22 protein-coding genes are annotated in these 26,422 nt (G+C 62.2%); 6 read left to right on the forward strand and 16 right to left on the reverse strand.

Annotated features, from left to right (window positions below):
* Positions 1–158 precede the first annotated feature (158 nt).
* Positions 159–1,931 carry an FAD-dependent oxidoreductase gene (locus tag OH764_RS24780; protein WP_498851228.1) on the forward strand — a complete coding sequence of 591 codons (1,773 nt, stop codon included), beginning with the start codon at positions 159–161 and terminating at the stop codon, positions 1,929–1,931.
* Positions 1,928–2,125, forward strand: coding sequence for a hypothetical protein (locus tag OH764_RS24785; RefSeq protein WP_498851229.1), 198 nt, complete (start codon positions 1,928–1,930; stop codon positions 2,123–2,125). The genes OH764_RS24780 and OH764_RS24785 overlap by 4 nt, the downstream gene beginning before the upstream one ends.
* Before the next feature lie 105 nt (positions 2,126–2,230).
* Here the strand turns inward: OH764_RS24785 and OH764_RS24790 are convergent, their stop codons facing one another.
* From OH764_RS24790 to OH764_RS24800, 3 genes are all read right to left on the reverse strand, one after another.
* Positions 2,231–3,205 (reverse strand): 2-dehydropantoate 2-reductase, encoded by a 975-nt coding sequence (locus OH764_RS24790; RefSeq protein WP_498851230.1) that lies wholly within the window; start codon positions 3,203–3,205, stop codon positions 2,231–2,233.
* Between the two features lie 4 nt (positions 3,206–3,209).
* On the reverse strand, positions 3,210–4,001 hold the full coding sequence (locus tag OH764_RS24795; RefSeq protein WP_498851231.1) for a class II aldolase/adducin family protein: 792 nt from the start codon (positions 3,999–4,001) through the stop codon (positions 3,210–3,212).
* Between the two features lie 74 nt (positions 4,002–4,075).
* A complete protein-coding gene (locus tag OH764_RS24800) occupies positions 4,076–5,275 on the reverse strand; it encodes an amino acid aminotransferase (RefSeq protein WP_498851232.1) in 1,200 nt (399 codons plus the stop codon).
* A 180-nt stretch (positions 5,276–5,455) separates the two neighbouring features.
* On the opposite strand from OH764_RS24800, the gene OH764_RS24805 reads away from it, so the two are divergent.
* Positions 5,456–6,397: a LysR family transcriptional regulator gene (locus tag OH764_RS24805; protein ID WP_498851233.1), complete on the forward strand. Its 942-nt coding sequence runs from the start codon at positions 5,456–5,458 to the stop codon at positions 6,395–6,397.
* A gap of 33 nt (positions 6,398–6,430) precedes the next feature.
* Here OH764_RS24805 and OH764_RS24810 read toward each other — a convergent pair whose 3' ends face one another.
* From OH764_RS24810 to OH764_RS24835, 6 genes are all read right to left on the reverse strand, one after another.
* Complete coding sequence (locus tag OH764_RS24810; protein ID WP_498851234.1) at positions 6,431–7,249, reverse strand: helix-turn-helix transcriptional regulator; 819 nt, start codon at positions 7,247–7,249, stop codon at positions 6,431–6,433.
* 121 nt (positions 7,250–7,370) lie between these two features.
* Complete coding sequence (locus tag OH764_RS24815; RefSeq protein ID WP_498851235.1) at positions 7,371–8,498, reverse strand: hybrid sensor histidine kinase/response regulator; 1,128 nt, start codon at positions 8,496–8,498, stop codon at positions 7,371–7,373.
* A 9-nt stretch (positions 8,499–8,507) separates the two neighbouring features.
* The gene (locus OH764_RS24820; RefSeq protein ID WP_498851284.1) at positions 8,508–9,134 is read right to left on the reverse strand and encodes a chemotaxis protein CheB; all 627 of its coding nucleotides are present in this window, start codon (positions 9,132–9,134) and stop codon (positions 8,508–8,510) included.
* A gap of 10 nt (positions 9,135–9,144) precedes the next feature.
* The gene (locus tag OH764_RS24825; protein WP_114198850.1) at positions 9,145–9,990 is read right to left on the reverse strand and encodes a CheR family methyltransferase; all 846 of its coding nucleotides are present in this window, start codon (positions 9,988–9,990) and stop codon (positions 9,145–9,147) included.
* 51 nt (positions 9,991–10,041) lie between these two features.
* Entirely contained in the window at positions 10,042–13,662 is a 3,621-nt protein-coding gene (locus tag OH764_RS24830) for a response regulator (RefSeq protein WP_498851236.1), read from the reverse strand.
* Between the two features lie 11 nt (positions 13,663–13,673).
* Positions 13,674–13,979 carry a hypothetical protein gene (locus OH764_RS24835; RefSeq protein WP_498851349.1) on the reverse strand — a complete coding sequence of 102 codons (306 nt, stop codon included), beginning with the start codon at positions 13,977–13,979 and terminating at the stop codon, positions 13,674–13,676.
* Here OH764_RS24835 and treF point away from each other — a divergent pair.
* Positions 13,914–15,824 carry an alpha,alpha-trehalase TreF gene (gene treF, locus OH764_RS24840; protein ID WP_498851237.1) on the forward strand — a complete coding sequence of 637 codons (1,911 nt, stop codon included), beginning with the start codon at positions 13,914–13,916 and terminating at the stop codon, positions 15,822–15,824. The two genes, OH764_RS24835 and treF, sit on opposite strands and share 66 nt — an antisense overlap.
* Before the next feature lie 37 nt (positions 15,825–15,861).
* Here treF and OH764_RS24845 read toward each other — a convergent pair whose 3' ends face one another.
* The 3 genes from OH764_RS24845 to OH764_RS24855 all read right to left on the reverse strand — a co-directional run bounded on the left by OH764_RS24845 (position 15,862) and on the right by OH764_RS24855 (position 18,648).
* Positions 15,862–16,758: a MipA/OmpV family protein gene (locus OH764_RS24845; RefSeq protein ID WP_498848861.1), complete on the reverse strand. Its 897-nt coding sequence runs from the start codon at positions 16,756–16,758 to the stop codon at positions 15,862–15,864.
* A gap of 434 nt (positions 16,759–17,192) precedes the next feature.
* Positions 17,193–17,936: a peptide-methionine (S)-S-oxide reductase gene (gene msrA / locus OH764_RS24850; protein ID WP_498848862.1), complete on the reverse strand. Its 744-nt coding sequence runs from the start codon at positions 17,934–17,936 to the stop codon at positions 17,193–17,195.
* A 184-nt stretch (positions 17,937–18,120) separates the two neighbouring features.
* Positions 18,121–18,648 carry an Lrp/AsnC family transcriptional regulator gene (locus tag OH764_RS24855; RefSeq protein ID WP_498848863.1) on the reverse strand — a complete coding sequence of 176 codons (528 nt, stop codon included), beginning with the start codon at positions 18,646–18,648 and terminating at the stop codon, positions 18,121–18,123.
* Positions 18,649–18,808: 160 nt separating this feature from the next.
* On the opposite strand from OH764_RS24855, the gene OH764_RS24860 reads away from it, so the two are divergent.
* On the forward strand, positions 18,809–19,825 hold the full coding sequence (locus OH764_RS24860) for an aminocyclopropane-1-carboxylate deaminase (protein ID WP_498848864.1): 1,017 nt from the start codon (positions 18,809–18,811) through the stop codon (positions 19,823–19,825).
* 63 nt (positions 19,826–19,888) lie between these two features.
* Here the strand turns inward: OH764_RS24860 and OH764_RS24865 are convergent, their stop codons facing one another.
* Positions 19,889–20,779 (reverse strand): LysR family transcriptional regulator, encoded by an 891-nt coding sequence (locus OH764_RS24865; protein WP_498848865.1) that lies wholly within the window; start codon positions 20,777–20,779, stop codon positions 19,889–19,891.
* Between the two features lie 179 nt (positions 20,780–20,958).
* Between OH764_RS24865 and OH764_RS24870 the strand changes: the two genes are divergently transcribed.
* Positions 20,959–21,684 carry a pirin family protein gene (locus tag OH764_RS24870; RefSeq protein ID WP_498848866.1) on the forward strand — a complete coding sequence of 242 codons (726 nt, stop codon included), beginning with the start codon at positions 20,959–20,961 and terminating at the stop codon, positions 21,682–21,684.
* A 185-nt stretch (positions 21,685–21,869) separates the two neighbouring features.
* Here the strand turns inward: OH764_RS24870 and ahpF are convergent, their stop codons facing one another.
* The 3 genes from ahpF to prpR form a co-directional block, all read right to left on the reverse strand.
* A complete protein-coding gene (gene ahpF / locus OH764_RS24875; protein ID WP_498848867.1) occupies positions 21,870–23,462 on the reverse strand; it encodes an alkyl hydroperoxide reductase subunit F in 1,593 nt (530 codons plus the stop codon).
* A gap of 163 nt (positions 23,463–23,625) precedes the next feature.
* The gene (ahpC, locus tag OH764_RS24880) at positions 23,626–24,189 is read right to left on the reverse strand and encodes an alkyl hydroperoxide reductase subunit C (protein WP_020067922.1); all 564 of its coding nucleotides are present in this window, start codon (positions 24,187–24,189) and stop codon (positions 23,626–23,628) included.
* A gap of 123 nt (positions 24,190–24,312) precedes the next feature.
* On the reverse strand, positions 24,313–26,298 hold the full coding sequence (gene prpR / locus OH764_RS24885; protein ID WP_498848868.1) for a propionate catabolism operon regulatory protein PrpR: 1,986 nt from the start codon (positions 26,296–26,298) through the stop codon (positions 24,313–24,315).
* Positions 26,299–26,422: the final 124 nt, after the last annotated feature.

A 26,422-nucleotide genomic window follows, 5' to 3' on the forward strand; every position in this document is an offset into this window, starting at 1 on the left:
AGCGTGGATCGAATCGTGGCGCGCCTGTACCCAAAATGAGGACAGGCGCGCGTAAGCTCTCCTCCATACTTCGCTCATCGCTTTTTTCGTGTCGCCGCGCGTCCAGAACACTTACAGCGCGGCGCACCGAAAACGCGGCGAACATCGAGGAGACATGCATGACGCGCAGTTTCAAACCCTACCCCTTTGCGCCGCGCCATTACGAGGGCGCGGCGCCCCCGCTCATCGACGGACGCGATCCCGTGCGGCGGCCCGTGGCGATAGTCGGCGGCGGGCCGGTCGGCATGACGCTCGCGCTCGCCCTCGCCCGGCAAGGCGTGCACTCGGTGCTGATCGAGGCCGACGACAGCGTATGCACCGGCAGCCGCGCAATCTGCATTTCGCGGCGCAGCCTGGAAATACTCAAGCGCCTTGGCGCCGTGCAAGGCTTCCTGCAAAAAGGTCTGCCGTGGACGGGAGGCCGTAGCTTCTATCGCGACACCGAAGTGTTCCGCTTCACGATGCATCAGGACGACGAGCAATCGTTGCCGCCGATGATCAACATCGCGCAATACCAGATCGAGCAGTTCCTGCTCGACGAACTGGAGCGGCATGCGGATCTGATCGACATCCGCTGGCAAACTCGCGTGACCGGCATCGAGCAATCCGACGGTTCCGGCGCGCAGCGCGGTGCAACACTCGCGCTGCGCACTGGCGACACCGCGTGGCGCATGCAAGCCGATTGGGTCGTGGCGTGCGACGGCGGGCGCAGCACCGTACGTGAAGCGCTCGGTCTGAAGCTCACCGGCACCACGTACGAAGGCCGCTACGTGATCGTCGATATCGCCTTGCACAGCGAGCGCGCGACCGAACGCCTCGCCTACTTCGATCCGCCGTCCAATCCGGGTTCCACGGTGCTCGTGCACAAGCAGCCGGACGACGTATGGCGTATCGACTACCAGCTTCGCGACGACGAAGACCCGCAAGCGGCCATCGAGCCGGACAACGTGATTCCACGCGTTCAGAGCGTGCTCGACGCGATGGGTGAAACGGGCGAATGGTCACCCATCTGGATCACTGTCTACAAGGCAAACGCGTTGACATTGGAGCGTTATCGCCACGGCTCGGTACTGTTCGCCGGCGACGCGGCGCATCTTGTGCCGATCTTCGGCGTGCGCGGTGCCAATTCGGGCATTGACGACGCCGACAACCTCGGCTGGACACTCGGCTGTGTGATCAACGGCATGGCATCGCCCGACCTGCTCGACAGTTATAGCGACGAACGCGTGTTCGCCGCGCGCGAGAACCTGAGCTACGGGATGAAAAGCACCGAGTTCATGGCGCCGCCCACGTTCGGGTTCGAGTTGATGAGAACGGCCGTGCTGGGGCTCGCCGAACATCATCCCGCTGTGCGGCCGCTGATCAATCCGCGGCAAACGCACCCGATCGCGTATGTCGAATCGCCACTCAATCGCGTTGCGGCAGACTGCGTGCAAGCAGCCGGCGCGGTGCCCATGGCGAGCCGATTTGCCAGCGGTCCCGCGCCGGGCAGCGTGTTACCGGAGTGCAGGCTACAGCGCATTAGCGACGGCAAGACGGTCGATATGCACGTTACCGATCTGCTGGCACCCTGCTTCACAGCGCTGCGCTTCGGCACGGACGGATCGCAAGATGCCGAGTGGCAGCGCATACAGGACGATCTGGCGAGTCGTGCGATTCCGTTCAAAACGATCGCCGTCGTCGACACGAACGTCAAGCTGGGCGCAGACAGCACTGCTGTTATCGATCACGGCGGCCGCCTGCATCACATGCTCGACGCAACACCGGGCACGGTCTATCTGATCCGCCCGGATGGCCATGTGCTCGCGCGCTGGCGCGACGGCAGCGCAGCCGCGACACACAGCGCGCTTATCGCCGCGCTGAACATTCGGAGCAAGGAGAGACAGTCATGACCGATAGCGATCTCGAGCGCATTTATACGACGCTTTGCCAGAACATCACTGCCGGAGGCGAAGCGCAGGCACCGCTCTATCTCGCCCGCCTTGCATTGCTTTGCATGACCGAACTCGATGACACGCAACGCGCTTTGTCCTTGATCGAGGCAGCTCGACTGCCTTCGCCGGGAGCAGTCACGGCAGCGACATAGGTTGAAGAGAGCACGGCAAACCAGGCGCAAAAAAGCCGCCGCGAGTTGACCCGCGGCGGCTTTCTGCTTCAGCGAAGCACTACTGCTTTATCTGCTAGATCGGCTTCAGTACAAACCCACCGTACTCGCATGCAAACGCGCGAGACCGAGCAGCGCGTCCGTGTATGGCGTTTGAACACCGGTCAGTTGACCGAGTTCCCGCACCGCGCTCACTAGTGCGTCCAGTTCCACGGGCTTGCGCGCCTCAACGTCCTGCAGCATCGACGTTTTCATCGCCCCGAGTTTGAGCGTGACCGCATGCCGGTCCTCCGGCGCCTGATCGATCGGAATGCCGAAGCGCGCGCCGATCTCCTTCGCTTCGAGCATGACGCTCGTGACGAAGTTGCGCACCAGCTCGTCGCTGAGAATGCGGTCGGTGGTCGCGCCGGTCATTGCGCTGATGGGGTTCATTGTCATGTTGCCCCAGAGCTTGTACCAGACATCGCGCTGGATCTGCTCCGACATCGACGCATTGAAGCCGGCGGCGGCGAGCGCTTCGGTCAACGCTTTGACGCGTTCGCTCGGCCGGCCGGCAGCCTCGCCGATGATCAACCCATTGCCCTGATGATGCCGGATCACGCCAGGCGCCTCGACGAGACAGCTCGCATGCACCACGCAGCCCACCGTTTGCGCGCCCGGAATCGCCGCGGCGATGGCGCCGTCCGGATCGACCGACTTGAGCCGCCTGCCCGCGAAATCGCCGCCGAGCCCGTCGCAGAACCACCACGGCACGCCGTTCATGGCAGTGAGCACGAGGGTTTGCGGCCCGAGCAGCGGCGCGATATGCGCGGCAACCGACGCCATGGCAGGACCCTTGACCGCCACCACCACGAGATCCTGAACGCCGAGTTCCGTGGGATATTCGGCCGCTCTCACGCGAACCGTCTGCGTCTCGCCGCCTTCGATCAAACGCAGGCCATGCTCGCGCAACGCTGCGAGCGTCGGGCCGCGCGCCACCACGCCGACATCATGGCCCGCTTGCGCGAGCTTCACGCCCATCCATCCGCCGATCGCACCTGCGCCGTAAATCACTGCTTTCATTGATTCATTCCTTGTAGCTCGCGTCGATGCGCTCCACGCGGCGCACCAGCGCATCGTACACATCCTGCCCAGCGCCGTGACGCGGATCGAACTGGAGCGCGTCACGCGAACAGCGGATCGCCACTTCTTCGGGGACCGGCCGCGCCTTGCCCATCGAGAACGTCGCCATCTGAATTTCGCACGCGCGGTTCAGTGTCCAGAGAATCGCAAAAGTCTGCGGCAACGTGCGGCCCCACGCAAGCAGTCCGTGGTTGCGCAGAATCACCGCCTGCCGGCTGCCGATATGTTCGACGAGCCGTGGCCCTTCTTCCGCATGCACGGTGATGCCCTCGAAATCGTGATACGCGATCCGGTCGTGCAACTGAGCGCTGTAAAAATTGGTCTGCTGCAAGCCGTCTTCGAGGCACGCCACCGCGACGCCCGCTGTGGTGTGTGTGTGCATCACGCAATGCGCGTCGGGCACGCCTTCGTGGATCGCCGCGTGCACGACGAAGCCGGCCGGATTGACGGGATAACGCGAGTCGTCCAGCACGCGGCCCTGCGCGTCGATCTTCACGAGATTGCTCGCCGTGACTTCGCTGTAGTGCAAGCCGAACGGATTGATCAAAAACTGCCGCTCGCCGCCGCTCACGCTTTCCGGCACACGCAACGTGATGTGGTTGTAGATCATCTCGGTCCACCCGAGCATGTCGAAAATCCGGTAGCACGCAGCCAGCTGAACGCGCGACTGCCATTCGTCGGGGTGCATTCCGGTGCTCTTCGGCGCACTCGCCGCTGGCATATCAAGTGTCGTCATCGATCTCTCCATGGTTATCTGCTGGCTGCTAATAGTGCGTATCCGCCGTTATGAGCCGCCGTTATGCGCCGCTGTTACGTGCCGGACACGACGGCGGCAATGGACGACGCGACGTAGTCCGCATTGCGCGCATTCAAGCCTGCTACGCACATGCGCCCTGAGCGCAAGACGTACACCGCGTGTTCGTTGCGCAAACGCTCGACCTGACTTGCGGTCAAGCCCGTATAGGTGAACATGCCGCGTTGCGCGACGTAACGTGCACGCATCACTTCGTCGACGCGGCCGGCGAGCCCCGCGTGGATCATGCCGCGCATCGCAAGAATGCGTTCGCGCATGGTGGCGAGTTCGGCTTCCCACGAAGCGCGCAACGACACATCGGACAGCACGTTCGCGACGAGGCGCGCGCCGTGCGTCGGCGGATTGCTGTAGTTCGCGCGCACGGCGGACATCAGTTGTCCGAGCACGCGGCCCGCTTCGTCGGCGTTCTTGCAGACAACGCTCAGTGCGCCGCACCGCTCGCCGTACAGCGAAAAATTCTTCGAGAACGAATTAGCTGCGATCAGCGGTACGCCGGCCTCGGCCAGCATACGAACACAAGCGGCGTCTTCTTCGAGGCCCGCGCCAAAGCCCTGGTAAGCCATATCGACAAACGCGATCAGCTTGCGACGCTGCAGGACCGGCACGAGTTCGGTCCATTGCTCGACGCTGAGATCTACACCGGTGGGGTTGTGGCAGCACGCGTGCAGCAACACGACGCTGCGCTCGGGCAAACGGTCGATGGTGTCGATCATATCGGCGAAACGCAGGCCGCCCGTCTGTTCGTCGTAATACGGATAGGTGTTGACCGTTAGACCCGCGCCCTCGAATACGACGCGGTGATTCTCCCAGCTCGGGTCGCTGATCCACATTTGCGAACCCGGAAAAAAGCGTCGCAGGAAATCTGCGCCGACTTTGAGCGCGCCGGAGCCGCCAATGGTCTGCAACGTCGCGATACGGCCTGCGGCGCGTGCTTCGCTGTCCTCGCCGAATACCAGCGCCTGTGCGGTCTCGCGATAGAGCGGCAAGCCCGCCATCGGCAGATAGGAACGCGGGCCGATTGCGTCGAGCAACGCGGTTTCCGCGCGGCGCACCGCGTCCATGACGGGCAGCTTGCCGGCGTCGTCGAAATAGATGCCGATGCTCAGGTTGACTTTGTTCTGGCGTGGATCGAGCTGGAAGTCTTCGTTGAGACTCAGAATCGGATCGCCGGGATAAGCGGGGATATTTTCGAACATGGCATTTCCTTGAAAGGAGCCCTGAGGTGTTGCGCCGACATTGCGTCGACGACCGGGCGAGACTGAAAGTCTAAGCGTCTTTACGTGCTCCCGTCGATTGGGACAAGTGTCGACGAACGCGCCCCAATCAACAATCAACGGATTTTTCACGATTCGTAAGTTTTTCTTTAGAATTGAGCAATGGCACTTACCCGCATCACCATCCGTCAATTCGAGGCGTTTCTCGCCATTGTCGATCTTCAAAGCATCGGCGCGGCGGCGCAGCGGCTCGGCCTCACTTCGTCGGCAGTCAGTCAGCTGCTCGCCGAGCTCGAAACGGAGCTGGGCTTTCGCCTGTTCGACCGGACCACGCGCCGCGTGAATCTGTCGAGCGCGGGGCAAGACTTCCTCGCGTCGGCGGAATCCGTGTTGCGTCACGTGCGCGCCGCCGCCCAATCCGCCGACGACATCCGCAACCGCGCGGCCGGCATTGTCCGGATCGGCGCGCCGCTGGTGCTGGCGTCCACTGCGTTGCCGGAGGCGATCGCCGAGTACGCGCGCGACAAGCCGAAGGTGGTCGTGCGCATTTGCGACACGGTGGTCGAGCAACTCGTGGAGCGTGTGGAAAGCGCGGATGTGGATCTCGCGGTCGGCCCCGACAGGCCAAGCGGTGCACGCGTGGGCCGCGACTCCGCGTTCGCAAGTCCGTGGGTGATGTGGTGCGCGCCATCGCATCCGCTCGGCACGCGGCGGCGTGTGCAGTGGCAGCAGTTGCGCGATATACCTATTGTCGCTACAGGCCGCGATCACGAACGCGCGGTCGACCAGATGCTCGCGAACCTGCCGGTCGAGGCGCGCATCGTTCCGGTCGATGTGGTGGACAACGTCACGACCGCTTTCGGCATCGCTTCGCGCGGACTGGCGGTGACGCTCGCGCCGGCCTACGTCGCCCCGCTTGCGCGCACTTTTGGGCTGATCATGAAGCGGATCGTCGAGCCGGAGACCATCCGCGAGGTTTGCGTGTATCGCTCGACCGAACGCGCGCTGTCACCGCCCGCGGCCGGCTTTGCTGATTTCCTGTTGCCGTGGCTCAAGCGCTGGGATCGCGAGACGCAGGCCGATGCGCGCGCGAGACGCGGTTGAAAAAGCGCGACTACGGGGCGGCAAGATAACATTTCAGCCACGTTGCGGCGCCAGACACAACGCGAACAGTTGCCTCTGACTGGAAATGCCGAGCCGCGCGTACGCGCGCTTCTGATAAGTGATAACGCTCGTGGGCTTGATGCCCATGTGCGAGGCGATTTCGACCGCTGTCGCGCCTTCAAGGGTGCCGCGAATCACGTCGAGCTCACGTGGAGTAAGCGCGGGGCAGATTCGTCTGATGCGTGCAAGCATGGCCGCTGCCGGGCCTTCCTGATGCTGCCCATGAAGCGCGTAATGCCCTTTCGCCGCCTGCGCAAACAGATGCGCGAGGCTCTCGACCCGTTCCAGCTCGCCCGCGCTGAACGTGCCGTATGCGCGGTCACGGTATAGGTTGATGGACAGCCACACGCTTTCCACGGGCTGCAGGAGCAGCGACAAGCGGTCGGATACGTTGGGCTGCGAGTAGCACGCGGCGCGATACGCTTCGTTCGGGATTTCTTCGCTTTGCTGCTGATGCAGAACTAGCGCGTCGTTCGATCGCGCGCCGCGCGCGTTTCCGATGATCGCCCTATTGCCGTCCAGTGCATAAAAGTGCGTCGCGTAGCGGTCTGCAACGTCGCGCAGAAAACGTCCGCCCCGATGATCGGCGGCGGAAATAGTGCGCGGCCGTGCGTCGAATTCGTACGCGAACACGGTGCATTGCGAAACCGGCAGCATATCGCCCACCGTTTTGAGCATGCTGGCGGCGAGCGAGTCCGCGTCGCTGTGCGAAATCGACATGACAAGTTCGGCCGCACGCGCGGTGCTGACCTGTTCGCTCCGATGAGGCGGGGAAATGCGCCATGAACGCATGATGGCTTCGTGCTCGCGCGGCGTGGATTGTGTTCCGCCAAGCGTAGCACAGCGCGGTGCTGGTATCGACGACAGTATTCGCAGCGCCGTTGCCGCCTACGCGCCGCATTTGTCTTCGCGCTTATTTCCCTGAAAACGAGCCGCGCTGCAGCGTCACCATTCGCGGGAGTTCAATCGTGAAAACCGTGCCGTCCGCTTCGTCCGACTTCACGCTGACACCACCGCCGTGCATCCGCGCAATTTCCTGCACGATATGCAAACCGAGCCCGAGCCCTTCGCGCGAGCGGGAGCCGCTGTTATTCGGGCCGAATGCCTTGAACAGATGCGGGAAAACTTCAGCGGGAATGACGCCGCGATTGGCCACCTTCAGGCGGACGCAGTCGGCGGATTCGCCGTCCACCTCGACGCTGACGTCACCGCCCTCAGCGCCGTGGTGTAGCGCGTTGCTCACCAGGTTCGACACGGCCTGCCAGACGAGATCCGTATCCCACGCGCCCGCTGTATTGCCACGGCTCGCGAACACGATACGCTTGCCGTTCTCGCGAGAAGTAAACTCGTCGATTACCGATCTGCATAGCGTCGCGAGTTCGATCGAACGAGGTTGCAACGGCAGCCGTCCGCCTTGCAGACGCGCCAGATTCAGCAATTGCTCGACCATGCGCGCCATGCGCAGCGAACTGTTTTTGACGCGCGCGGCAACCGTTGCCGATTGCGGGTCGGCGGCGGTGCGCATCAGATATTCCGCAGACGCGAGCACAGCGCCGAGCGGCGTACGCAGATCGTGGCTAAGCACCGCCATCAACATCTCGTTCGCTTCGAGCATCTGACGCGTGGTCACGAGTTGCGCGGCGAGCTGGCGCTTCTGCTGTTCGAGCTGAACGAACACGTCTACCTTCGATTGCAGGATGCGCGGATCGAACGGCTTGTAGAGAAAATCGACCGCGCCTGCTTCATAGCCGCGGAACGTTCGCGACGCGTCGTGCGCGGTTGCCGTCAAAAAGATGATCGGCACATGTGTCGTGCGAGGACTGCCACGCATCAGCGCCGCCAGTTCGAAACCGTTCATGCCAGGCATGTTGACGTCGAGAATCGCGAGCGCGACTTCGTGCTTGAGCAGCAGATCGAGGGCGGCGGTGCCGGAATCGGCCACGAGCACGGCGACGTCTGGCCGCGTCAGCAACGCCTTGAGGGCGGTAATGTTGTGAGCGATGTCGTCGACAATCAGAATGTTCACGGGTGGGTTCGACATGGCATCGGGTCAGAGAGAGGCCGGCAAAGCTGCAAGCTGCCGGGCCATTGTTTCGGGAGAGAAGATGTAATCGGCCGCACCGCGTTCGATTGCGGTACGCGGCATTTCCGGCGAACTGGCGGTGTCCGGTGCCTGCACCCACGTAAGGCCGCCGAACTCGCGCACGCGCTGCAAACCGCGCGCGCCGTCGTCGTTGGCGCCCGAGAGCAGCATGGCCAGCAATTGATCGCGATAGACGCTCGCCGCAGACTCGAACAACACGTCGATGGAAGGCCGGGAGAAGCGCACTGCTGCATCCGTTGAAAGTGCAATTGTCCGGTCCACTTCCACCAGCATGTGGTAACCGGGCGGCGCGACATGCACGCGGCCCGGCATGATCTGTTCGCCCGCGTCGGGCTCGACCACGGGAAGCAGGCAGCGGTGCGCCAACGCGTGAACGAGATAGCTCGGCGGGTCGTGCGGCAGATGCATGACGACCATCACGGCGGGCGCAAAGCTCGCTGGCAGCGCGGCAAGTAGCAGGTTGAGGACTTCCATGCCGCCTGCCGAGCCGCCGATCAGGACGAGCTCGCAAGTGCGCCCAATTTGCGCGCCTCGCGGGGCGTCTTCGGCCGACTGGATCGTTGTGCGTGGGATCACGGTGATTTCAGCGTTTCTGGTAAATACGCTCCCCCGGACGAAATTCGTCGAAGGCTTCGTAATGGCGGGAAAAACGCAGCGTCTCCTTGCTGCCCAGGCCGAGAAAACCGCGCCGTACCAGCGCATTCTCGAAGAGCCCCAACGCGCGGTCCTGCAAACCGCGATCGAAATAGATCAGCACATTGCGGCACGACACGAGATGCGCTTCGAGAAAGACCTCGTCGGTCGAGAGGCTATGGTCGGCGAACACCACGCGGCCTTTAAGCGAACCGGCAAAGCGCGCACCGTTATAGGCCGCGTGATAATAGTCCGACAGCGAGCGTTTGCCGCCGGCCGCGAGGTAATTCTGTGTGAAGCCCTGAATGCGATCCAGCGCGTAGATTCCTGCTTCGGCGCGCGCGAGCGCGTCCGGGCTGATATCGGTTGCATAGAACAGCGTGCGCTCGGTCAAGCCCTCTTCGTCGAAGAGAATTTTTAGCGACCACAGCTCCTCGCCCGTGCTGCAACCCGCAACCCACACCTTGATGGACGGATACGTGCGAAGACGCGGCAACACATGCTCGCGCAGTGCGAGAAAATACGCAGGATCGCGAAACATATCGCTGACCTGCACAGTGAGGTATTGGAACAGCCGCGAGAACTGGTCGCTATCGCGCATGATGCGGTCCTGCAATTGCGACAGCGTGCTCAGTCCAAATTCATCCAGTGCCTGAGACAGACGGCGACGCAGCGACGACATCGCATAGTGACGGAAATCGTGCTGGTATTTGAGGTAGATAGCCTCCAGCAGCAATTTCAACTCTATGTCGAAATCGCTCATGCGTTGCCGTGCGTCTAGTTCGAACTGGCTCATTGCTTTTCCGTGTCTGGACCGTTGTCTCAGCCTGTCTCAGCCTGTTTGCCGCTACCGTTGGCGCAGCCAGACACGGCAGAGCGCAACGAGCTTGTCCACGTCGATCGGCTTGGACACGTAATCGTCGGCGCCTGCTTCGAGACAACGCAGGCGATCGTTCGCCATTGCCTTTGCCGTCAACGCGATGATCGGCAGATGTGCAAAGCGCGGATTGCGCCGAATCTCGCCCATTGCGGTTAAACCGTCCATCTCCGGCATCATGATGTCCATCAGTATGAGATGCACTTCGGGGCCGCTTTCCAGCGCTTCGAGCGCTTCGCGGCCATTACGCGCAATCTGCAATTTCGCACCGAGCGGTTCAATCACATGCGAGAGCGCGAAGATATTACGCACGTCGTCTTCGGCGAGCAGGATCGTGCGGCCCTCGAAGGCGTTGTCGCGTTGCCGCACGGTGCGCAACATGCGCTGCTGTTCCGGCGCGAGCGACGACTCCACGCTGTGCAGGAACAGCGTCACTTCGTCGAGCAGGCGCTCAGGCGACTTTGCACCTTTGATAATGATGGATTTCGAATAACGGCGCAGTCGGTGTTCATCTTCATCGGAGAGCATGCGCCCCGTGTAGACGATCACCGGCAATGACGCATGCTCGGCGTTTCCTGCGAGGCGTTCCAACAGATCGTAGCCGGTGCCGTCGGGCAGCGCGAGATCGGTGACCACGCAATCGAACGAGAAATTTTCGATGTGTTCCAACGCTTCCGCCAACGTAGCGACCGCCACGATCTCAGTGTTTTCGCTTTGAAGCAACGCGCTGATGCTTTCGCGCATCGCTGCGTCGTCTTCGATCACCAGTACGCGTTTGAGGTGCTGCTGCAAGCGCGCTTCGAGCCGGCGGATCGCGGCTTCCATCGTGGAGCGCGCGGTAGGCTTGAGCGTATAGCCGATTGCGCCGAGATGCAGCGCCTTGTCCGCGTGGTCGGTGGCAGACACGATATGGATTGGAATATGACGCGTGAGCGGATCGTTCTTCAGCCATTCGAGCACGGTGAGGCCCGAACGATCCGGCAAGCCCACGTCGAGCAGCACCGCCGCAGGGCGCATGTCGCGGACGAGAGCGAGACCGCTCGCCGCGCTGCTCGCATGCACGAAGTCGAAGTCGAGTTCATGCACGAGATCGCGAAGGATTTCGGCGAACGCGAGGTCGTCTTCCACCGCGACGATCAGACGGCCGGCACGCGTGCGGTTGTTGCGGTCGTCGGCGATCGACGCCTCGGCCATATCCGGCGCACTCCCCGCATCGCCCACATACGCCACGCTTGCTCCGTTGTGGCGCGCTTCCGTCATCAATCCGTTGGCCGGCGTGATGACTGTCGACGCAGCGCCGCTCCATGAAGTAGGAGAAAGCAGCGGCTCGCTTCGCGTATCACCGGCGCTCTCAGCGTTGCCTGCCGCCCGAGCCTGCGCCGTGGCGGTTGCCATAGCCGTACCAGCCGCGGCTGTGTTCTCGCCGTCGGCTGCCAGCGCTGCGCGCGCGTCGAGCGGCAACCACAGCGTGAAGACACTGCCCTTGCCCACTTCGCTGACAACGGTGATCCGGCCGCCCATCAGGCGCGCAAATTCCCGCGAAATGGACAGGCCGAGTCCGCTGCCGCCGTACTGACGACTGGTGGATCCGTCAGCCTGCTGGAACGCTTCGAAGATCATCTCCAGCTTGTCGGCCGCGATGCCGATGCCGGAATCGCGCACATCGATGCGCAGCATGGCGCCGTCCGCAGGCGCGACCGATAGCGCAACTTCGCCGCGCTGCGTGAACTTCACAGCGTTGGATAGCAGATTGCGCAGTATCTGCGTGACACGCTGGCCGTCGCCGATGAACGTATCCGGCACACCCGGCAAGCGGTCGAACGCGAGGCTCAGGTGCTTTGCATCCGCCATCGGCTTGAACATCTCTTCGAGCGATTGCAGCGTTGCGTCGAGCGACACGGTTTCGAGTTCGACAGTCACCTGCCCCGCCTCGACCTTCGACAGATCGAGAATGTCGTTGATAAGAACCAGCAGGTCGCTATTGGATGCGTGGATGGTTTCCGCATAGCGCACCTGCTCCTCGGTCAGATTGCCGCTGCGGTTCTGTTGCAGCAGCTTCGCGAGAATCAGCGAACTGTTCAGCGGCGTGCGCAACTCATGCGACATGTTGGCCAGGAACTCGGACTTGTAGCGGCTCGATTGCTCGAGGCGCTCGGCGTTCGCCGCAAGGTCGTCCTGCGCGCGAAGCAGATCGGCTTTCTGCCGCTCGAGGCGCTGCGCATACTCTTCGAGTTGCACGTTGGTCTGTTCGAGTTCGGCCTGCTGCGCTTCCAGGCGCGTTTGCGATTCGAGCAGCGCGCGGCCGCGCTCTTCGAGCCCTTCGTTCGAAACGCGCAATTCCTCCTGCTGAACCTGAAGCTCCTCGTTCAACTGCTGCGTTTCGATCAGCGCATCTTGCAGTCGCTCGCGATACAGCGCCGCTTCGATGAAATCGCCCATGCTGTCGCTGACGAGTTCGATGAACTCTTCGTCACGCGGCGCGAGTGCGCGGATAAAGGCCAGTTCCACGACGCCGTTGACTTCCCCTTCGCTCCTGATCGGCATGATGATCAGGTTCTTCGGCGCAGCTTTGCCGGTTGCGGAAACTACTTGCACGTAGTTCTCCGGCACGTCGCGCATCACGACCATACGGCGCGAAAGTGCTGCCTCGCCGACCAGCGTGTCGGCCTCGCTGAGATCGCGCCCGGTGGCCTGCTCGCTCTCGCGGCTGAACCCGTAAGTCGCAATGCGGCGCAATGTGCCGTGCCGCTTGTCGCGCACATAAATGGCGCCGACGGCAGCCTCCATGTACTGCGCAAGGCAGTCGAGCATCGCGCGGCCGACGAGGTGGGGCGTGGCCGCGCCAACCACTCTCTCGGCCAGCATGCGTTGACCGGAGCGCAACCACACCTGTTTTTCCAGCACTTCCGTCTGTTCAGCTTGCTGACGTATCGCTTTGTCGTAGATCCCCGCCAGGTTGAGCAGTTCGCGTCGGCCCATCCATGCAAGCAGACCGTTCACGCCGATGCTGAAGATCAGGAACACGCTGACCAATATTCCGGTGACGCGGCGCGATGCCTCGCTGCGCTCCTGACGCAAGCGCAATTCGACTTGGAGGAAATCGCCGAACTCTTTTCGAGTCTCGTCGAATTCCATCTTGCCGCGGCCGCTCGCCACGGCACTGGTAACGTCCTGCATTCTGCGGCGCGCATCGATCATGCTTTCGGCGAAGCGAGTCCAGCGGTCCTGGATCGCCTGAATCTGCCTGAGCTTCTCGACTTGCGGCGGATTATCGGCCACGAGGCGCTGCAGGTCTTCCATTTGCGCCTTGAACTGCGGTCCGCCGTTTTCGTACTGCGCGAGAAAACTCTCGTCACCGGTGATCAGAAAACCGCGCATCGACGATTCGCGATCGACTGCGAGCCGCAACATTTCGTTGGCCTTGCCAACCACGCGCTCGGAGTGCTCGGCCCAATTCGTGGTGGAAACCAGATACCCGATGAGCCCGACGAACACGGCTATCGTGATCAGGCCGACAAAGAGAGGTAAGGCGATGTTGCGGCGGACGATGCCGCGAAAGTAACGTTCGTCGACAACCTGAGATGCGGTCATTTTTTCTATATTCAGCAAAACGGATCATTGCGATCCGGAATATTTTTCGGGTTTCCGCGTGGCGTTTTCGGGTTCTTACACAGCCGCATAATCATACAGGACGGGCTTTGCATTTTGCGTGCGCCACCGCGCTCGGCCTTGCTGGACAAGGCCGTGCAGATACACGCAACTTTGCCGGGGCGCGCGCGGTCAATGATGCGAACCATGTCCCTCTTTGACCCATTCATGCTTCGACGTCCTTTCTCCTGCCGATGACAGTTCACGCTTTCGCCGCTGTTGCCCGTCTCCGTTTGCGTCGCGCGCTGGGCGCCCTCCATGTCGCCTCGCCTGGTGCCTTGCCTGGTGCCACGCGTGTGAACGCGCATGTGGCCGCGCATGTCGCCGCGCATGTCGCCACACTCGCCGCCGCGCTCATGCTGCATGCGTCGCTCGCGGTTGCGGTCCCGGCTGCGGATGCATCGCCGCGAGCAAGCGGCATCACGCGTGTCGCACTGCATGTCGAGCCCCCCGTGCAGGCGTCGCCCGTGGTGCCGGTGCCGCCCTCCGAGCAATACCCCGATCTCTATCGGGACGTGCAACTGGCTCACCTCTTTCCCGACAGCAAGACCTTCGCCGACATGGTGCCGCTCGCGCCGCCTGCGCAGATTGCCGCGGCGTATGAAACCGCCAGGCAGCAACCGGGCTTCAACCTCGGCGACTTCGTGAAGCGCAATTTCACGCTGCCCGTTCGTATGTCGAAGAGCTATGTGTCCGATCCGAACGAGGACGTAGTGAGTCATATCGATACGCTGTGGAACGTGCTGCGCCGTGAGCCGGATGCCGCGGCGAGCCCATGGTCGTCGCTGCTGCCGCTGCCCGATGCCTACGTCGTGCCGGGCGACCGCTTCGACGAGATCTACTACTGGGACTCGTACTTCATCATGCTGGGTCTGGAAGCAAGCGGACACCATGCGTGGGTCGTCGACGAACTGAAGAACTTTGCGACGCTGATGAATCGCTATGGCCACATACCGAACGGCAACCGCACTTACTACCTGAGCCGCTCGCAACCGCCGTTCTTCGCGCAGATGGTGCGGCTCGTGGCCGAGAAGGACGGCGACGCCGTCTACGCGCAATACCTGCCGGAACTGCAACGCGAATACGCTTACTGGATGGACGGTAGCGAGGGGCTGCCCGCGGGTCACGCAAACCGGCATGTGGTGCGCCTTGCGGACGGCTCGCTCCTCAACCGCTACTGGGACGAACGCGCGGCGCCGCGCGACGAGTCGTATCGCGAAGACATTGCGACCTCGCAGCAAACGCCGCAACGCAATCCGGACGATCTGTGGCGCAATCTGCGCGCAGGCGGCGAAACGGGGTGGGATTTCAGTTCGCGCTGGTTTGCCGACGGCAAGACGCTTGCCACGGTCGACGTGACGTCGCTCGCGCCAATCGATCTGAATTGCCTGATCGTCGATCTCGAACGCGCACTCGCGAAGGCGTACCGCGTGCGCGGCGACGTCACGCATGCAGAGAACATGTCGCAGCGCGCCGCCACACGCGCCGACACGATTCGACGCGTGCTGTGGGACCCGCAATTGCAGGCATTCGGCGACTACGACTTCGTACATCGCACGCTCACGCACAGGCTGACCGCGGCCACTGTTTATCCGTTGTATACGGGGATTGCAAGCCGTCAGCAGGCGAAGGCCGTCGCCGCGACGTTGCAACGCGAACTGCTGCGCCCCGGCGGCCTCGCAATCACCAAGGTCGCGACCGGCCAGCAATGGGATGCGCCAAATGGCTGGGCGCCGTTGCAATACCTCGCGGTGATCGGGCTGCGTCGTTACAGCGAGCCGACGCTGGCGCAAACCATCGCGACGCGCTGGATCAGAACCAACGTCTCGTACTATCAGCACACGGGTAAGCTCGTCGAAAAGTACGATGTTGATGCAGCGTCGCCCGGTGTGTCGGCGGGCGGCGGTGAGTATCCGTTGCAGGACGGCTTCGGCTGGACAAACGGCGTGTTGCGCACATTGCTCGCGCTTTACCCGCAAGCCGCGGGCACTTCACGCCCAAGCGATATTCCAGCGGGTCCCGCGGGCGTATCGGCAGCGGCAGCGTCCGCCGCTGCTGCGTCCAAAAACACGCATCGGCTGCAGGGCACGCGCGTGAATCCGTAATCGTGACGGTTGCGCAACCGCCGCGGTTGCGCTTCGCTCAGAACCGGTAGTTGATCGAAACGTCCGCAACGCCATTGCCCTTTCGGTGCGTGATCGGACTATTCCCGGCACTGCCGACGAGTTGCTGGAACGCGCCGTCGGCCGTAGCGAACCAGTGCTTGTCGAATAGCCATACAGCACTAACGCCGAAGCCGACCGACTTGAAACCCGCACTCGCGTGGTACTGCGGGAAGTTGGAATGGGCGGCCTGGTTCTGGTTCACGCCGAACCAGCTGTTCATATAAGTGGAGTCCGCGAGCGTCACGTTGGGGCCGGCGAACCAGAAGAATTTCTTCGAACTGCCCGGCATTGGCATATACGCACCGAGATCGCCGATCCACCCGTTCGAGCCGCCGAAATAGCGGCGCACGGCTGCGCGCAGCACGAGCGGAAAGTCTCTCGATACAACGTATTCGCCCGAGAGCTTTAAACCCGGCGCCGGATTGATGTTGCCGAGACCGTTCAGTTCCTGCGGATCGTCGTGGGCGCGACGACCGAGGTCGTACACCACGGCGAGGCTTGCACGCCAGTTCTCGCCTTGTGCGAAGTTCGCCCCGAAACCTTCGCCGCTCGACAGGAAGAACAGGTCTTTATAGCGGACGTCGATGCTGGGACCCGCCATCAGGTGATACCGCTCCGAGCCTTCGTAGCGCGGCTGGAAAGACGTAGCGGCGCCAACGCGCACCTGCCAGTCGGGAATGTTCGGCTGCCACATCTTTTGCAGCGGAATACCGACCGAGTATTGCCACTCGCCCAACGGCGAAGGCGTCTGCGCAGACGCGATTCCCGGTAGCGCGGCAAAGCCGCCTATGGTCATGGCCACCATGGAAGTAGCCGCGATGCCTGTTTGTTTATTGCGGACCTTGCCGATCCGCTTTCTACGGCTGTTCAACACCAAAGCCTCCAATCTCGCGTATCGCGAAGAGGGTTTATCTTTCTCGGCCCGGCTCACCCGCGCAGCGCAAGAGCCCAGCCGACCGCCGCGTTGCAAACGCGCAGCATGTAAGTTTTTCAGCAACCGACACGCATTGCACGGCAAAACTGGCACATTGAAGGTCTGCCGATAGGAGGAACAAGCTTCCCGCCCACGTATTCGTCATAACAGACCATGCGAAAGTTTTGCCGACGGACGAGCTAGTGCAAGATGTGGGCCCAAGCGATTGAAGCATGCCTCCATTGCCTTAGAGATGATGTTTGACGGGTCACGGTTGATGGCCGCCGACCGCGAGCGGCGATCGCCAGCAGAAAGGCTATCAACAAAAAAGCGCCGCCTCGGCGGCGGCGCTCCTGCACGCGGAAACAGTCACGACCTCAGCGTTGCCGGCGTTTCTATTGCGCTGCCTGAACCAGCACTGGCGTGTCGCGATACAGATTGGGGAACATACGTTTCAGATTGGCCACCTTCGGCATGTCGTATAGCGCGATGTACCCCGAGTTCGGATGCTGCGTCAGATAGTTCTGGTGATAGAACTCCGCAGGGTAGAAGCCTTTGAACGGCTCCGCCTTCGTCACGATTGGCGCTGCGAATGCATGTGCCTTCTGAAGTTGCGCAATGTAGCCCTGTGCGACGCGCCGCTGCATGTCGTTCAGCGGAAACACCGCTGACCGGTACTGCGTGCCGCTGTCGGGCCCCTGGCGATCGAGTTGCGTCGGGTCGTGAATCACCGAGAAATAGACCTGCAACAACTGGCCGTAGGTGACCTGAGTGGGGTCGAACGTGACCTGCACGGATTCCGCGTGCCCGGTCGCGCCGCCGCTGACCGTTTCATAGTTGGCGGTGTCGCGCTGGCCGCCCGAATAGCCCGACACGGCCTGCTTCACACCCCGCACATGCTGGAATACGCCCTGCACGCCCCAGAAGCAGCCGCCTGCGAACACCGCGGTTTCTTCGTGAGCCGTGGCCGCGGCGACCGGCTCATCGAGCGCGGGGGGCGCGATCGCCACCGCGCCCTCGGATGAAAACGCTATTCGTTGCGCGAGCAGCAGCGCGAGTGCGCCGAAGCCAACCGAAAGTGAAAGCCTGGCCGCGCGCGAGCGGACGCTCTTGCGGTCGATATGTTTGTCCATGTTCATGATGTCCTGTCCTGATTCCGCCTTCGCAAAGGCACGCGGCTCACTCTTGCCAACGCAGATTGCGTATGACCCAAGTGTCCACAGTGTTAGTCGCGCATGCGGGGCGTTAATGACACGCACCCCGACAGCATGCACCCGGACAGCATGCGCCCGTTTGCGGCTTCATACCTGATGACCACGGGCGTCAGAGCGGGAATCGGGTGGTCGACAAGATCTCCTTGAGCACCATAAACGAGCGAATCTGCCGCACGCCCGGCAAATAAAGCAGTTGTTCCGCGTGAAGACGGTTGAAGCTGTCGCTGTCGCGCGTGCGAATCGTCATGAAGTAATCGAATTCGCCGGTCACGACGTGGCACTCCATGCAACCGGCCACCTTCTGCGCGGCTTTCTCGAACTCGGCGAACGATTCGGGCGTTGAGCGATCGAGCACCACGCCGATGATGACGAGCATGCCTGCGCCCGCTGCCTTCGGGTCGATCAACGCGACAACGCCGCGAATCAACCCCGATTCCTTGAGCCGCTCGACTCGCCGCAAGCAAGCCGGCGCGCTCAGTTTCACCTTCGCAGCCAGCGCGACGTTCGAAATCGACGCGTCCGTTTGCAATTGACGCAGGATCGCCCGGTCGATGCGATCTAGCGATTGCAGCGGATCGGCCTCGGCGCTTGCCGCGACGCGGGTTGCGGCAATGCCGCGAACTTTAGTTTTGTCCATCTGGTTCCGTGCACAATTTTGATAGGTCTATTTCATTGTCGCATTACCAAAATTTTGCACGAGCGATTTTCTTCGCAAGCTCATTTCCCGGCCTTTTTTCTACCATGTGTTGAACGCGGCTGCCATTCACCGCGACGAACCGACCGACACCGGAGATACCATGAACTTGCAACGATTTCCCCGCTATCCGCTCACCTTCGGGCCAACACCCATCCAGCCGCTCAAGCGGCTGAGCGATCATCTGGGCGGCAAGGTGCATCTGTATGCCAAGCGCGAGGACTGCAACAGCGGCTTCGCGTTCGGCGGCAACAAGACGCGCAAGCTCGAATACCTGATTCCCGAAGCACTCGCGCAAGGCTGCGATACGCTCGTGTCGATCGGCGGCATCCAGTCGAACCAGACGCGCCAGGTCGCGGCAGTGGCCGCGCATCTCGGCATGAAGTGCGTACTCGTGCAGGAAAACTGGGTCAACTATTGGGACGCCGTGTACGACCGCGTCGGCAACATCCAGATGTCGCGCATTCTCGGCGCGGACGTGCGCCTCGTGCCGGACGGCTTCGACATTGGCTTTCGTAAGAGCTGGGAAGACGCGCTCGAAAGCGTGCGCGCCGCCGGCGGCAAGCCATACGCGATTCCGGCAGGCTGCTCCGACCATCCGCTGGGCGGTCTCGGCTTTGTCGGTTTCGCCGAAGAAGTGCGCCAGCAGGAGGCGGAACTCGGCTTCAAGTTCGACTACATCGTGGTGTGCTCGGTGACGGGCAGCACGCAGGCAGGCATGGTGGTGGGTTTCGCCGCCGACGGCCGCGCAGATCGCGTGATCGGCATCGACGCGTCGGCGAAACCGGCGCAGACCCGCGAGCAGATCACGCGAATCGCGAGTCGCACCGCAGAAAAAGTGGGCCTCGGACGAGATATCACGGCTAAGGACGTCGTGCTCGACGAACGCTTCGGCGGCCCCGAATACGGCCTGCCGAACGACGGCACGCTAGAGGCGATCCGCCTATGCGCCCGCCTCGAAGGCGTGCTCACCGACCCGGTGTACGAAGGCAAGTCGATGCACGGAATGATCGACATGGTTCGCAACGGCGAATTTCCCGAGGGCTCGCGCGTGCTCTATGCGCATCTCGGCGGCGTGCCTGCCCTGAACGGCTATAGCTTTATCTTCCGCGACGGCTGATCATCGCAAGACCATGCAGCGGCCCGTATCCGTTTTCGAACGTCGGGCCGTTGCCACCGGTCGCTACGCTGCGAGACGCTTTTTCAGATGTTGGTGCAAAAAGTCGACGAAAGCACGAATGGTCAGCGAGCTTTGCCGATGCTGCGGGTAGACGGCATAAACACCCGTCGCGCTCGGCAGGAAGTCATCGAGCACGGTGACGAGCTGGCCGCTTCGCAGCGCGTCGGCGACGATAAAATCAGGAAGCCGAACTATTCCGAGGCCGGCCACCGCGGCATCGCGGATCAGGTCGCCATTGTTGGCGCGCAGCGGCCCGTGTACTTCAAAGCCCTTCAACGCGCCGTCTACTGCAAAATCCCACGTCACCACGCCGCCGTGTCCGTACAGCAGACAGGAATGGCGCGCGAGGTCGGCAGGCGTAGCGGGCGCGCCGCGACGGCGCAGATAGCCCGGGCTGCAACACGCGACGAGATTCACATCCACCAGTTTTTGCGCGATGAGCGTGGAGTCAGGCAGCACGCCGATTCGCACCGCCATGTCGAAGCCCTCGCCGACCACGTCGACGGTGCGGTCGCTCAACTCCATGTCGAAGCGCACGTCGCCATGCTCGCGCAGGAAGTCGGCGACGAGCGGCGACAGATGCATCATGCCGAACGACATCGGCGCGCTCACCCTGAGCAGCCCACGCGGCCCGGCTCGCCGCAGCGACATGGCCTGCTCCGCTTCTTCCACCTCGCCCAGAATGCGTTTGGCGCGTTCGTAGAACTCCTGCCCGAGTTCCGTCACGGCCAGCTTGCGCGTGTTGCGGACGAGCAGCGGCACGCCGAGCGCTTCTTCGAGCGCCATGACCCGCCGGCTGACGAACTGCTTCGATAGCGAGAGGCGCTTGGCCGCAGCGGTGAAGTTATGAGCGTCGACCGCAGCGACGAAGATCCGCATGTCATCGAGTTGCATTGGTATTGTCCACTTATATGAGACGGTGTTTCTGATTCTAGCTCGATTAAAGCCGTTCAAGTTGACCTAAACTGTCGTTCATGGATCACGGACAAGCAGTCGCCCGGATCGCCCGCAACGAAAGTTGCATGGACCCAGAACATGCGCGTCGCGCAACTCTGGTCGACAGGAGAAAAGAGATGCTTGAAATCAGACACGCCAATCAACGCGGCCGCGCGGAACACGGCTGGCTCAGCTCGCGTCATACGTTTTCGTTCGCGAACTATCACGATCCGAAGCAGAACGGCTTCTCCGATCTGCTCGTGATCAACGACGACCGTGTCGCGCCGGCTCAAGGCTTCGGCAAGCACCCGCATCGCGATATGGAAATTTTCTCGTACGTGCTGGAAGGCGCGCTCGAGCATAAGGACACCATGGGAACCGGCTCGGTGATCGTGCCCGGCGACGTCCAGTTGATGAGCGCAGGAACCGGCGTGGCGCACAGCGAATACAACCATTCGAAGAGCGAGCCAGTGCACTTTCTGCAGATCTGGATAGCGCCGGCGAAAAAGGGCACCGAGCCACGCTATCAGCAGCAGCACTGCAGCGCGGACGACAAGCGCGGTGTGCTGCGCCTCGTTCTGTCGCCCGACGGCGCGAACGGTTCGCTGGTATTGCAGCAGGACGCACGCGTTTATGCCGGACTCTTCGACGGCGACGAAACGGCGCAGCTGCAACTGCCGAGCAACCGTTATGCATACGTGCATGTAGCGCGCGGCAGCGTCACTGTGAACGGCGTGGAACTCGGCGAAGGCGACGGCGCCCGTGTGCGCGGCGAAGAAGCACTGACTTTCGCCCATGGCCGCGACGCAGAAGTCCTGGTGTTCGACCTGCGCGATAACGAAGTGTCGGACTTGTGGGCCTAAGCCGTTCGTCTTCACAGGCTTACGCTTGAGCAAGAGCCGCCCGGTTTCACAACCGGGCGGCTTTTTTTGCGCGTTGGCGCCGGCCGTCAGCGCAGTCTGGCGGGATGTCCAGTACACATCCGCGTCCACAAATAAAAACGGCGGCCCGCGGGCCGCCGTCTTTCATTACCAGCTAAGTCTTATCGTCAAACCGCAGCTTCGGCTTCGACTTCGCTAACGGTTTCCGTTTCCTCGCTGTTACGGATCAGGTGGTCGAACGCGGAGAGCGATGCTTTCGCGCCCTCGCCGACTGCAATCACGATCTGCTTGAACGGCACCGTGGTCACGTCGCCGGCCGCGAACACGCCCGGCACCGACGTCGCACCGCGTGCGTCGACGACAATCTCGCCGTGCTTCGACAACTCCACCGTGCCCTTCAGCCACTCGGTGTTCGGCACCAGACCGATCTGCACGAATACGCCTTCCAGGTCGACGTTCTTCGCTTCGCCCGAACGCAGGTCCTTGTAGACGAGACCGTTGACCTTCTTGCCGTCGCCGGTGATTTCGGTAGTCTGCGCCTGCGTGACGATGGTCACGTTAGCGAGGCTGCGCAACTTGCGCTGCAGCACTTCATCGGCACGCAGCGTCGCGCCGAATTCGAACAGCGTGACTTCACGCACGATACCCGCGAGGTCGATTGCCGCTTCCACACCCGAGTTGCCGCCACCGATCACCGCGACGCGCTTGCCCTTGAAGAGCGGACCGTCGCAGTGCGGGCAATACGCCACTCCATGATTGCGGTACTCGCGCTCGCCCGGCACGTTGATCTCGCGCCAGCGGGCGCCCGTGGCGAGAATGATCGTCTTGGCCTTCAGCACCGCGCCGTTTGCGAGGCGCACTTCGTTGATGCGGCCGGGAATCAGCGCTTCGGCGCGCTGCACGTCCATGATGTCGACTTCATAGGTCTTCACGTGCTGTTCGAGCGCCGTAGCGAACTTCGGCCCTTCGGTTTCCGTGACCGAGACGAAATTCTCGATCGCCAGCGTGTCGAGTACCTGACCGCCGAAGCGTTCCGCGACAACGCCGGTCGCAATTCCCTTGCGCGCCGAATAGATCGCGGCAGCCGCGCCAGCGGGACCGCCGCCGACGATCAGCGTGTCGAACACCGGCTTATTTTCAAGTTCCTTCGCGGCACGTGCACCGGCGTTGGTATCGAGCTTCGCGAGGATTTCCTTCACGCCGCTACGACCCTGGCCGAATACTTCGCCATTGAGAAACATCGTCGGCACGGCCATGATCTGGCGTGCGTCGACTTCGTTCTGGAACAGCGCGCCGTCGATCGCCACGTGGCGAATGCGCGGGTTGATGAGCGCCATGACGTTCAGCGCCTGCACGACTTCCGGGCAGTTCTGGCACGACAGCGAGAAATACGTTTCGAACTGGTAGTCGCCGTCGAGACTGCGGATCTGTTCGATCACCGCGTCGTCGAGTTTGACCGGATGGCCGCCGACCTGCAGCAATGCAAGGACAAGCGACGTGAATTCATGCCCCATCGGAATGCCGGCGAAGCGGATGCCGATGTCCTTGCCGGGCTCGCCGATCGAAAACGACGGCTTGCGTTCGCTGTCGCCGCGACGTTCGATCACGGTGACACGTTCCGACAACGTCGCGATATCGTTCAGCAATGCCAGCAGCTCTTGCGATTTCGCGCTGTCGTCGAGCGAGGCGACGATCTCGATAGGCCTGCTAACCTTTTCGAGGTACGTTTTCAACTGAGTCTTGAGATTGGCATCAAGCATGGCTATTCGATTCCGTGACGATGGGGTGTTGGGTTCCCGGCCCCGCCCGGGTCCGATCGGACACAGGCGAACCGGGGACGCGCGAACCGCTGTATGAAGCGGCCCGCACGCCGATGCGCCGCTAAGGCGCTAGTACTGCCTGAGGCTTTGAAGCTGCTGAACCTTAGATCTTGCCGATCAGGTCGAGCGACGGGGTCAGCGTTTCAGCGCCCGGCGTCCACTTGGCGGGGCAGACTTCACCCGGATGTGCTGCGATGTATTGCGCAGCTTGCACCTTGCGCAGCAGTTCGCCAGCGTCACGGCCGATGCCGTTGTCGTGCACTTCGCACAGCTTGATCTCGCCTTCCGGGTTGATCACGAACGTGCCGCGCAGCGCCAGACCTTCTTCTTCGATCAGCACGTCGAAATTGCGCGAGATCGCGAGGGTCGGGTCAGCGATCATCGGGTACTTGATCTTCTGGATCGTGTCCGACGTGTCGTGCCAGGCCTTGTGCGTGAAGTGCGTGTCGGTCGACACGCTGTAGATTTCAACGCCGAGCTTCTGGAAATCGGCGTAGCGATCGGCCAGGTCACCCAGTTCGGTCGGGCAAACGAACGTGAAGTCGGCCGGATAGAAAACGAAAACCGACCACTTGCCCTTCAGGCTTTCTTCAGTGACGGTCACGAAATCGCCGTTGTGATAAGCCTGTGCCTTGAACGGTTTGACTTGACTATTGATGATCGGCATTTACTGAGTCCTCTTTCTGAGTGGTTGGAAAGTGGAGTCAGTATGTCAGACAGCGCTTAATAGGTAAAGTGGATTGTTTTAATTATATTGATAGATTTGCACTATCCGATCCGGCCCCGCCGGCTATCGAGCCTCATCGGCCTTCAGCAGCCGCCAGAGCGTAGTGCGGCCGATGCCCAGCGCCCGGCTTGCCGCTGCACGGTTGCCGCCGCAGCGTGCCAGTGCTTCCAGTGCGTCGTCGCGGCTCGGCGCGACGCGGGCGGCGTCCGCAGCAGTTCTGATAAGCCTCCCGTTACCGCCCGCATGCCCCATACGGCTGAATTCTGGAAACAGCGCCAGCAGATCGGGCTGAAGGTTGCCTTCCGGATCGACGCGCTGATCGCTCGCTGTATCGCCAAGATAGATCGCTGCGCGCGCCAGCAGATTTTCCAGCTCGCGCACGTTGCCTGGCCACGCGTAGCGCTCGAAGAGCGGCGTCAGAAACTGCAGAACCCGGTCGCTTGCCGCTTCAGACGATCCATATTGGAGCGCATTGCGGCTTAACAAGTGCCGCGCGAGCAAAGCAACGTCGGCACGCCGCTCACGCAGCGGCGGCAATTCTATCTGAAGCAGATTCAGACGAAAATACAGATCCGCGCGAAACTCCCCCTCGTCGACGAGCGCGTGCAGGTCGCGGTGCGTGGCGGCTATCACCCGCACGTCAATGGGTGTCGCGCGGCCCGAGCCGAGCTTCATGACCTCGCGTTCCTGGAGTACGCGCAGCAGCCGGCTTTGCAGTGCGGGCGGCATTTCGCCGATTTCATCGAGAAAAATAGTTCCGGTGTGGGCCATTTCAAACAGGCCCGGCTTACCGCCGCGCCGCGCGCCGGTAAACGCACCTTCCTCGTGACCGAACAATTCACTTTCGATCAACCCCTCGGGAAGCGCCGCGCAATTGAACGCGACGAACGGATTGCCGCGCCGCGGGCTTGCATTGTGGATGCCCTGCGCGACCAGCTCCTTGCCGGTGCCGCTTTCGCCGGTCAATAAAACGGTGACGTCGTGCGCGGCGCCGGCGCGCGCGAGCCGGCGCACGCGTTCGAGCGCCGCCGATTCGCCGATCAGATCGGCCAGCCGATGCCGAGCAACCAGATGCCTCGGCCGCTGGCTGGTGCGCAACGACCGGTCGATCCGCTGCGCGACCAGCGCGTCCTGTACCGTCACAACGACGCCCGAGCGCGCGCCCTGCTCGACTATCGGCACACAATTGACGATCAGCGAACGCTCGCCAATCTGCTCGATGCGCTCGTCGAGCGCGCCGTCGCCTTGCAGCGCCTTGCGCAGCCACGGGCCAACCGTCCGCGCAAGTTGCGCCGAAATGTTGTGGTCGCGGTTGAGGCCCAGTAGATCGAGCATTGCGGGGTTGACCGCTTCGAGCTGGCCTGCGTCGTCGAAGGCGGCCACGCCGTCGCGCAGATGCGCGACGATCGTGTTCAGGCGCACGCGCTTGGACTCCTTCTGGCGGCTCACGCGCGCGAGTTCCACCGAGCGCTCGAACGCTTCCTCGACGGCGCCAAGTGAGTACAGGAACACGCTCTCCAGACCCTCCTGCTGCGCCAGATCGCAAGCCATGCCCGGCCCGATGATCACGCGGCAGCCTTCGGTGGCGAGATCCCTCACTGCGGTTCTGACTTCATCGACCGAGCGGTACGCGCGCTGTTTCAGCCCGACGCTCAGCCAGCCGCTGAGATCGGCCAATTCATGCGAGATCGTTTCGTGCAGCACGAGCCCGATTGGCTCGCTGGGCCAAAGGGTGGTGGCGCGGGTGATCGCGCTCAATACGTCGAAGCCGTTCACCTTCACCATGACGACAGGCACGCTCAGGTGATCGCGCAAATAAGCGCCGTTCGAGCCCGCCGCGAGGACGACGTCGACGGAGCCCGCGTCGACGTACGCCTGCAGCGCGGTGACAGCGGAGCCGTAGCCTTCGCGAATCGAGAAAAATCTCGCGCGGCCGGCGTAGCGCGGTGCAATCGTCTCGCAAAGCGACTCGAGGCGGCTGATACTTACCAGTGCAATACCCGGACGGCCCGAGTCAGCGTTGACGAGAGAGGGTGAAAAGGTCGACATGTGAAACGCTCCGGAAGAGCTTGTTGAAACGTTCCAATGATCGTTTCAAGAACGTTTCACGTAACGGTCGCTCATTCTGCCATGAAACACTGATTTCCCGCCCCGCCTCCGTAAGCAATTGATT

The organism is Burkholderia sp. M6-3, from assembly GCF_050858985.1.
Lineage (GTDB): Bacteria > Pseudomonadota > Gammaproteobacteria > Burkholderiales > Burkholderiaceae > Paraburkholderia > Paraburkholderia caledonica.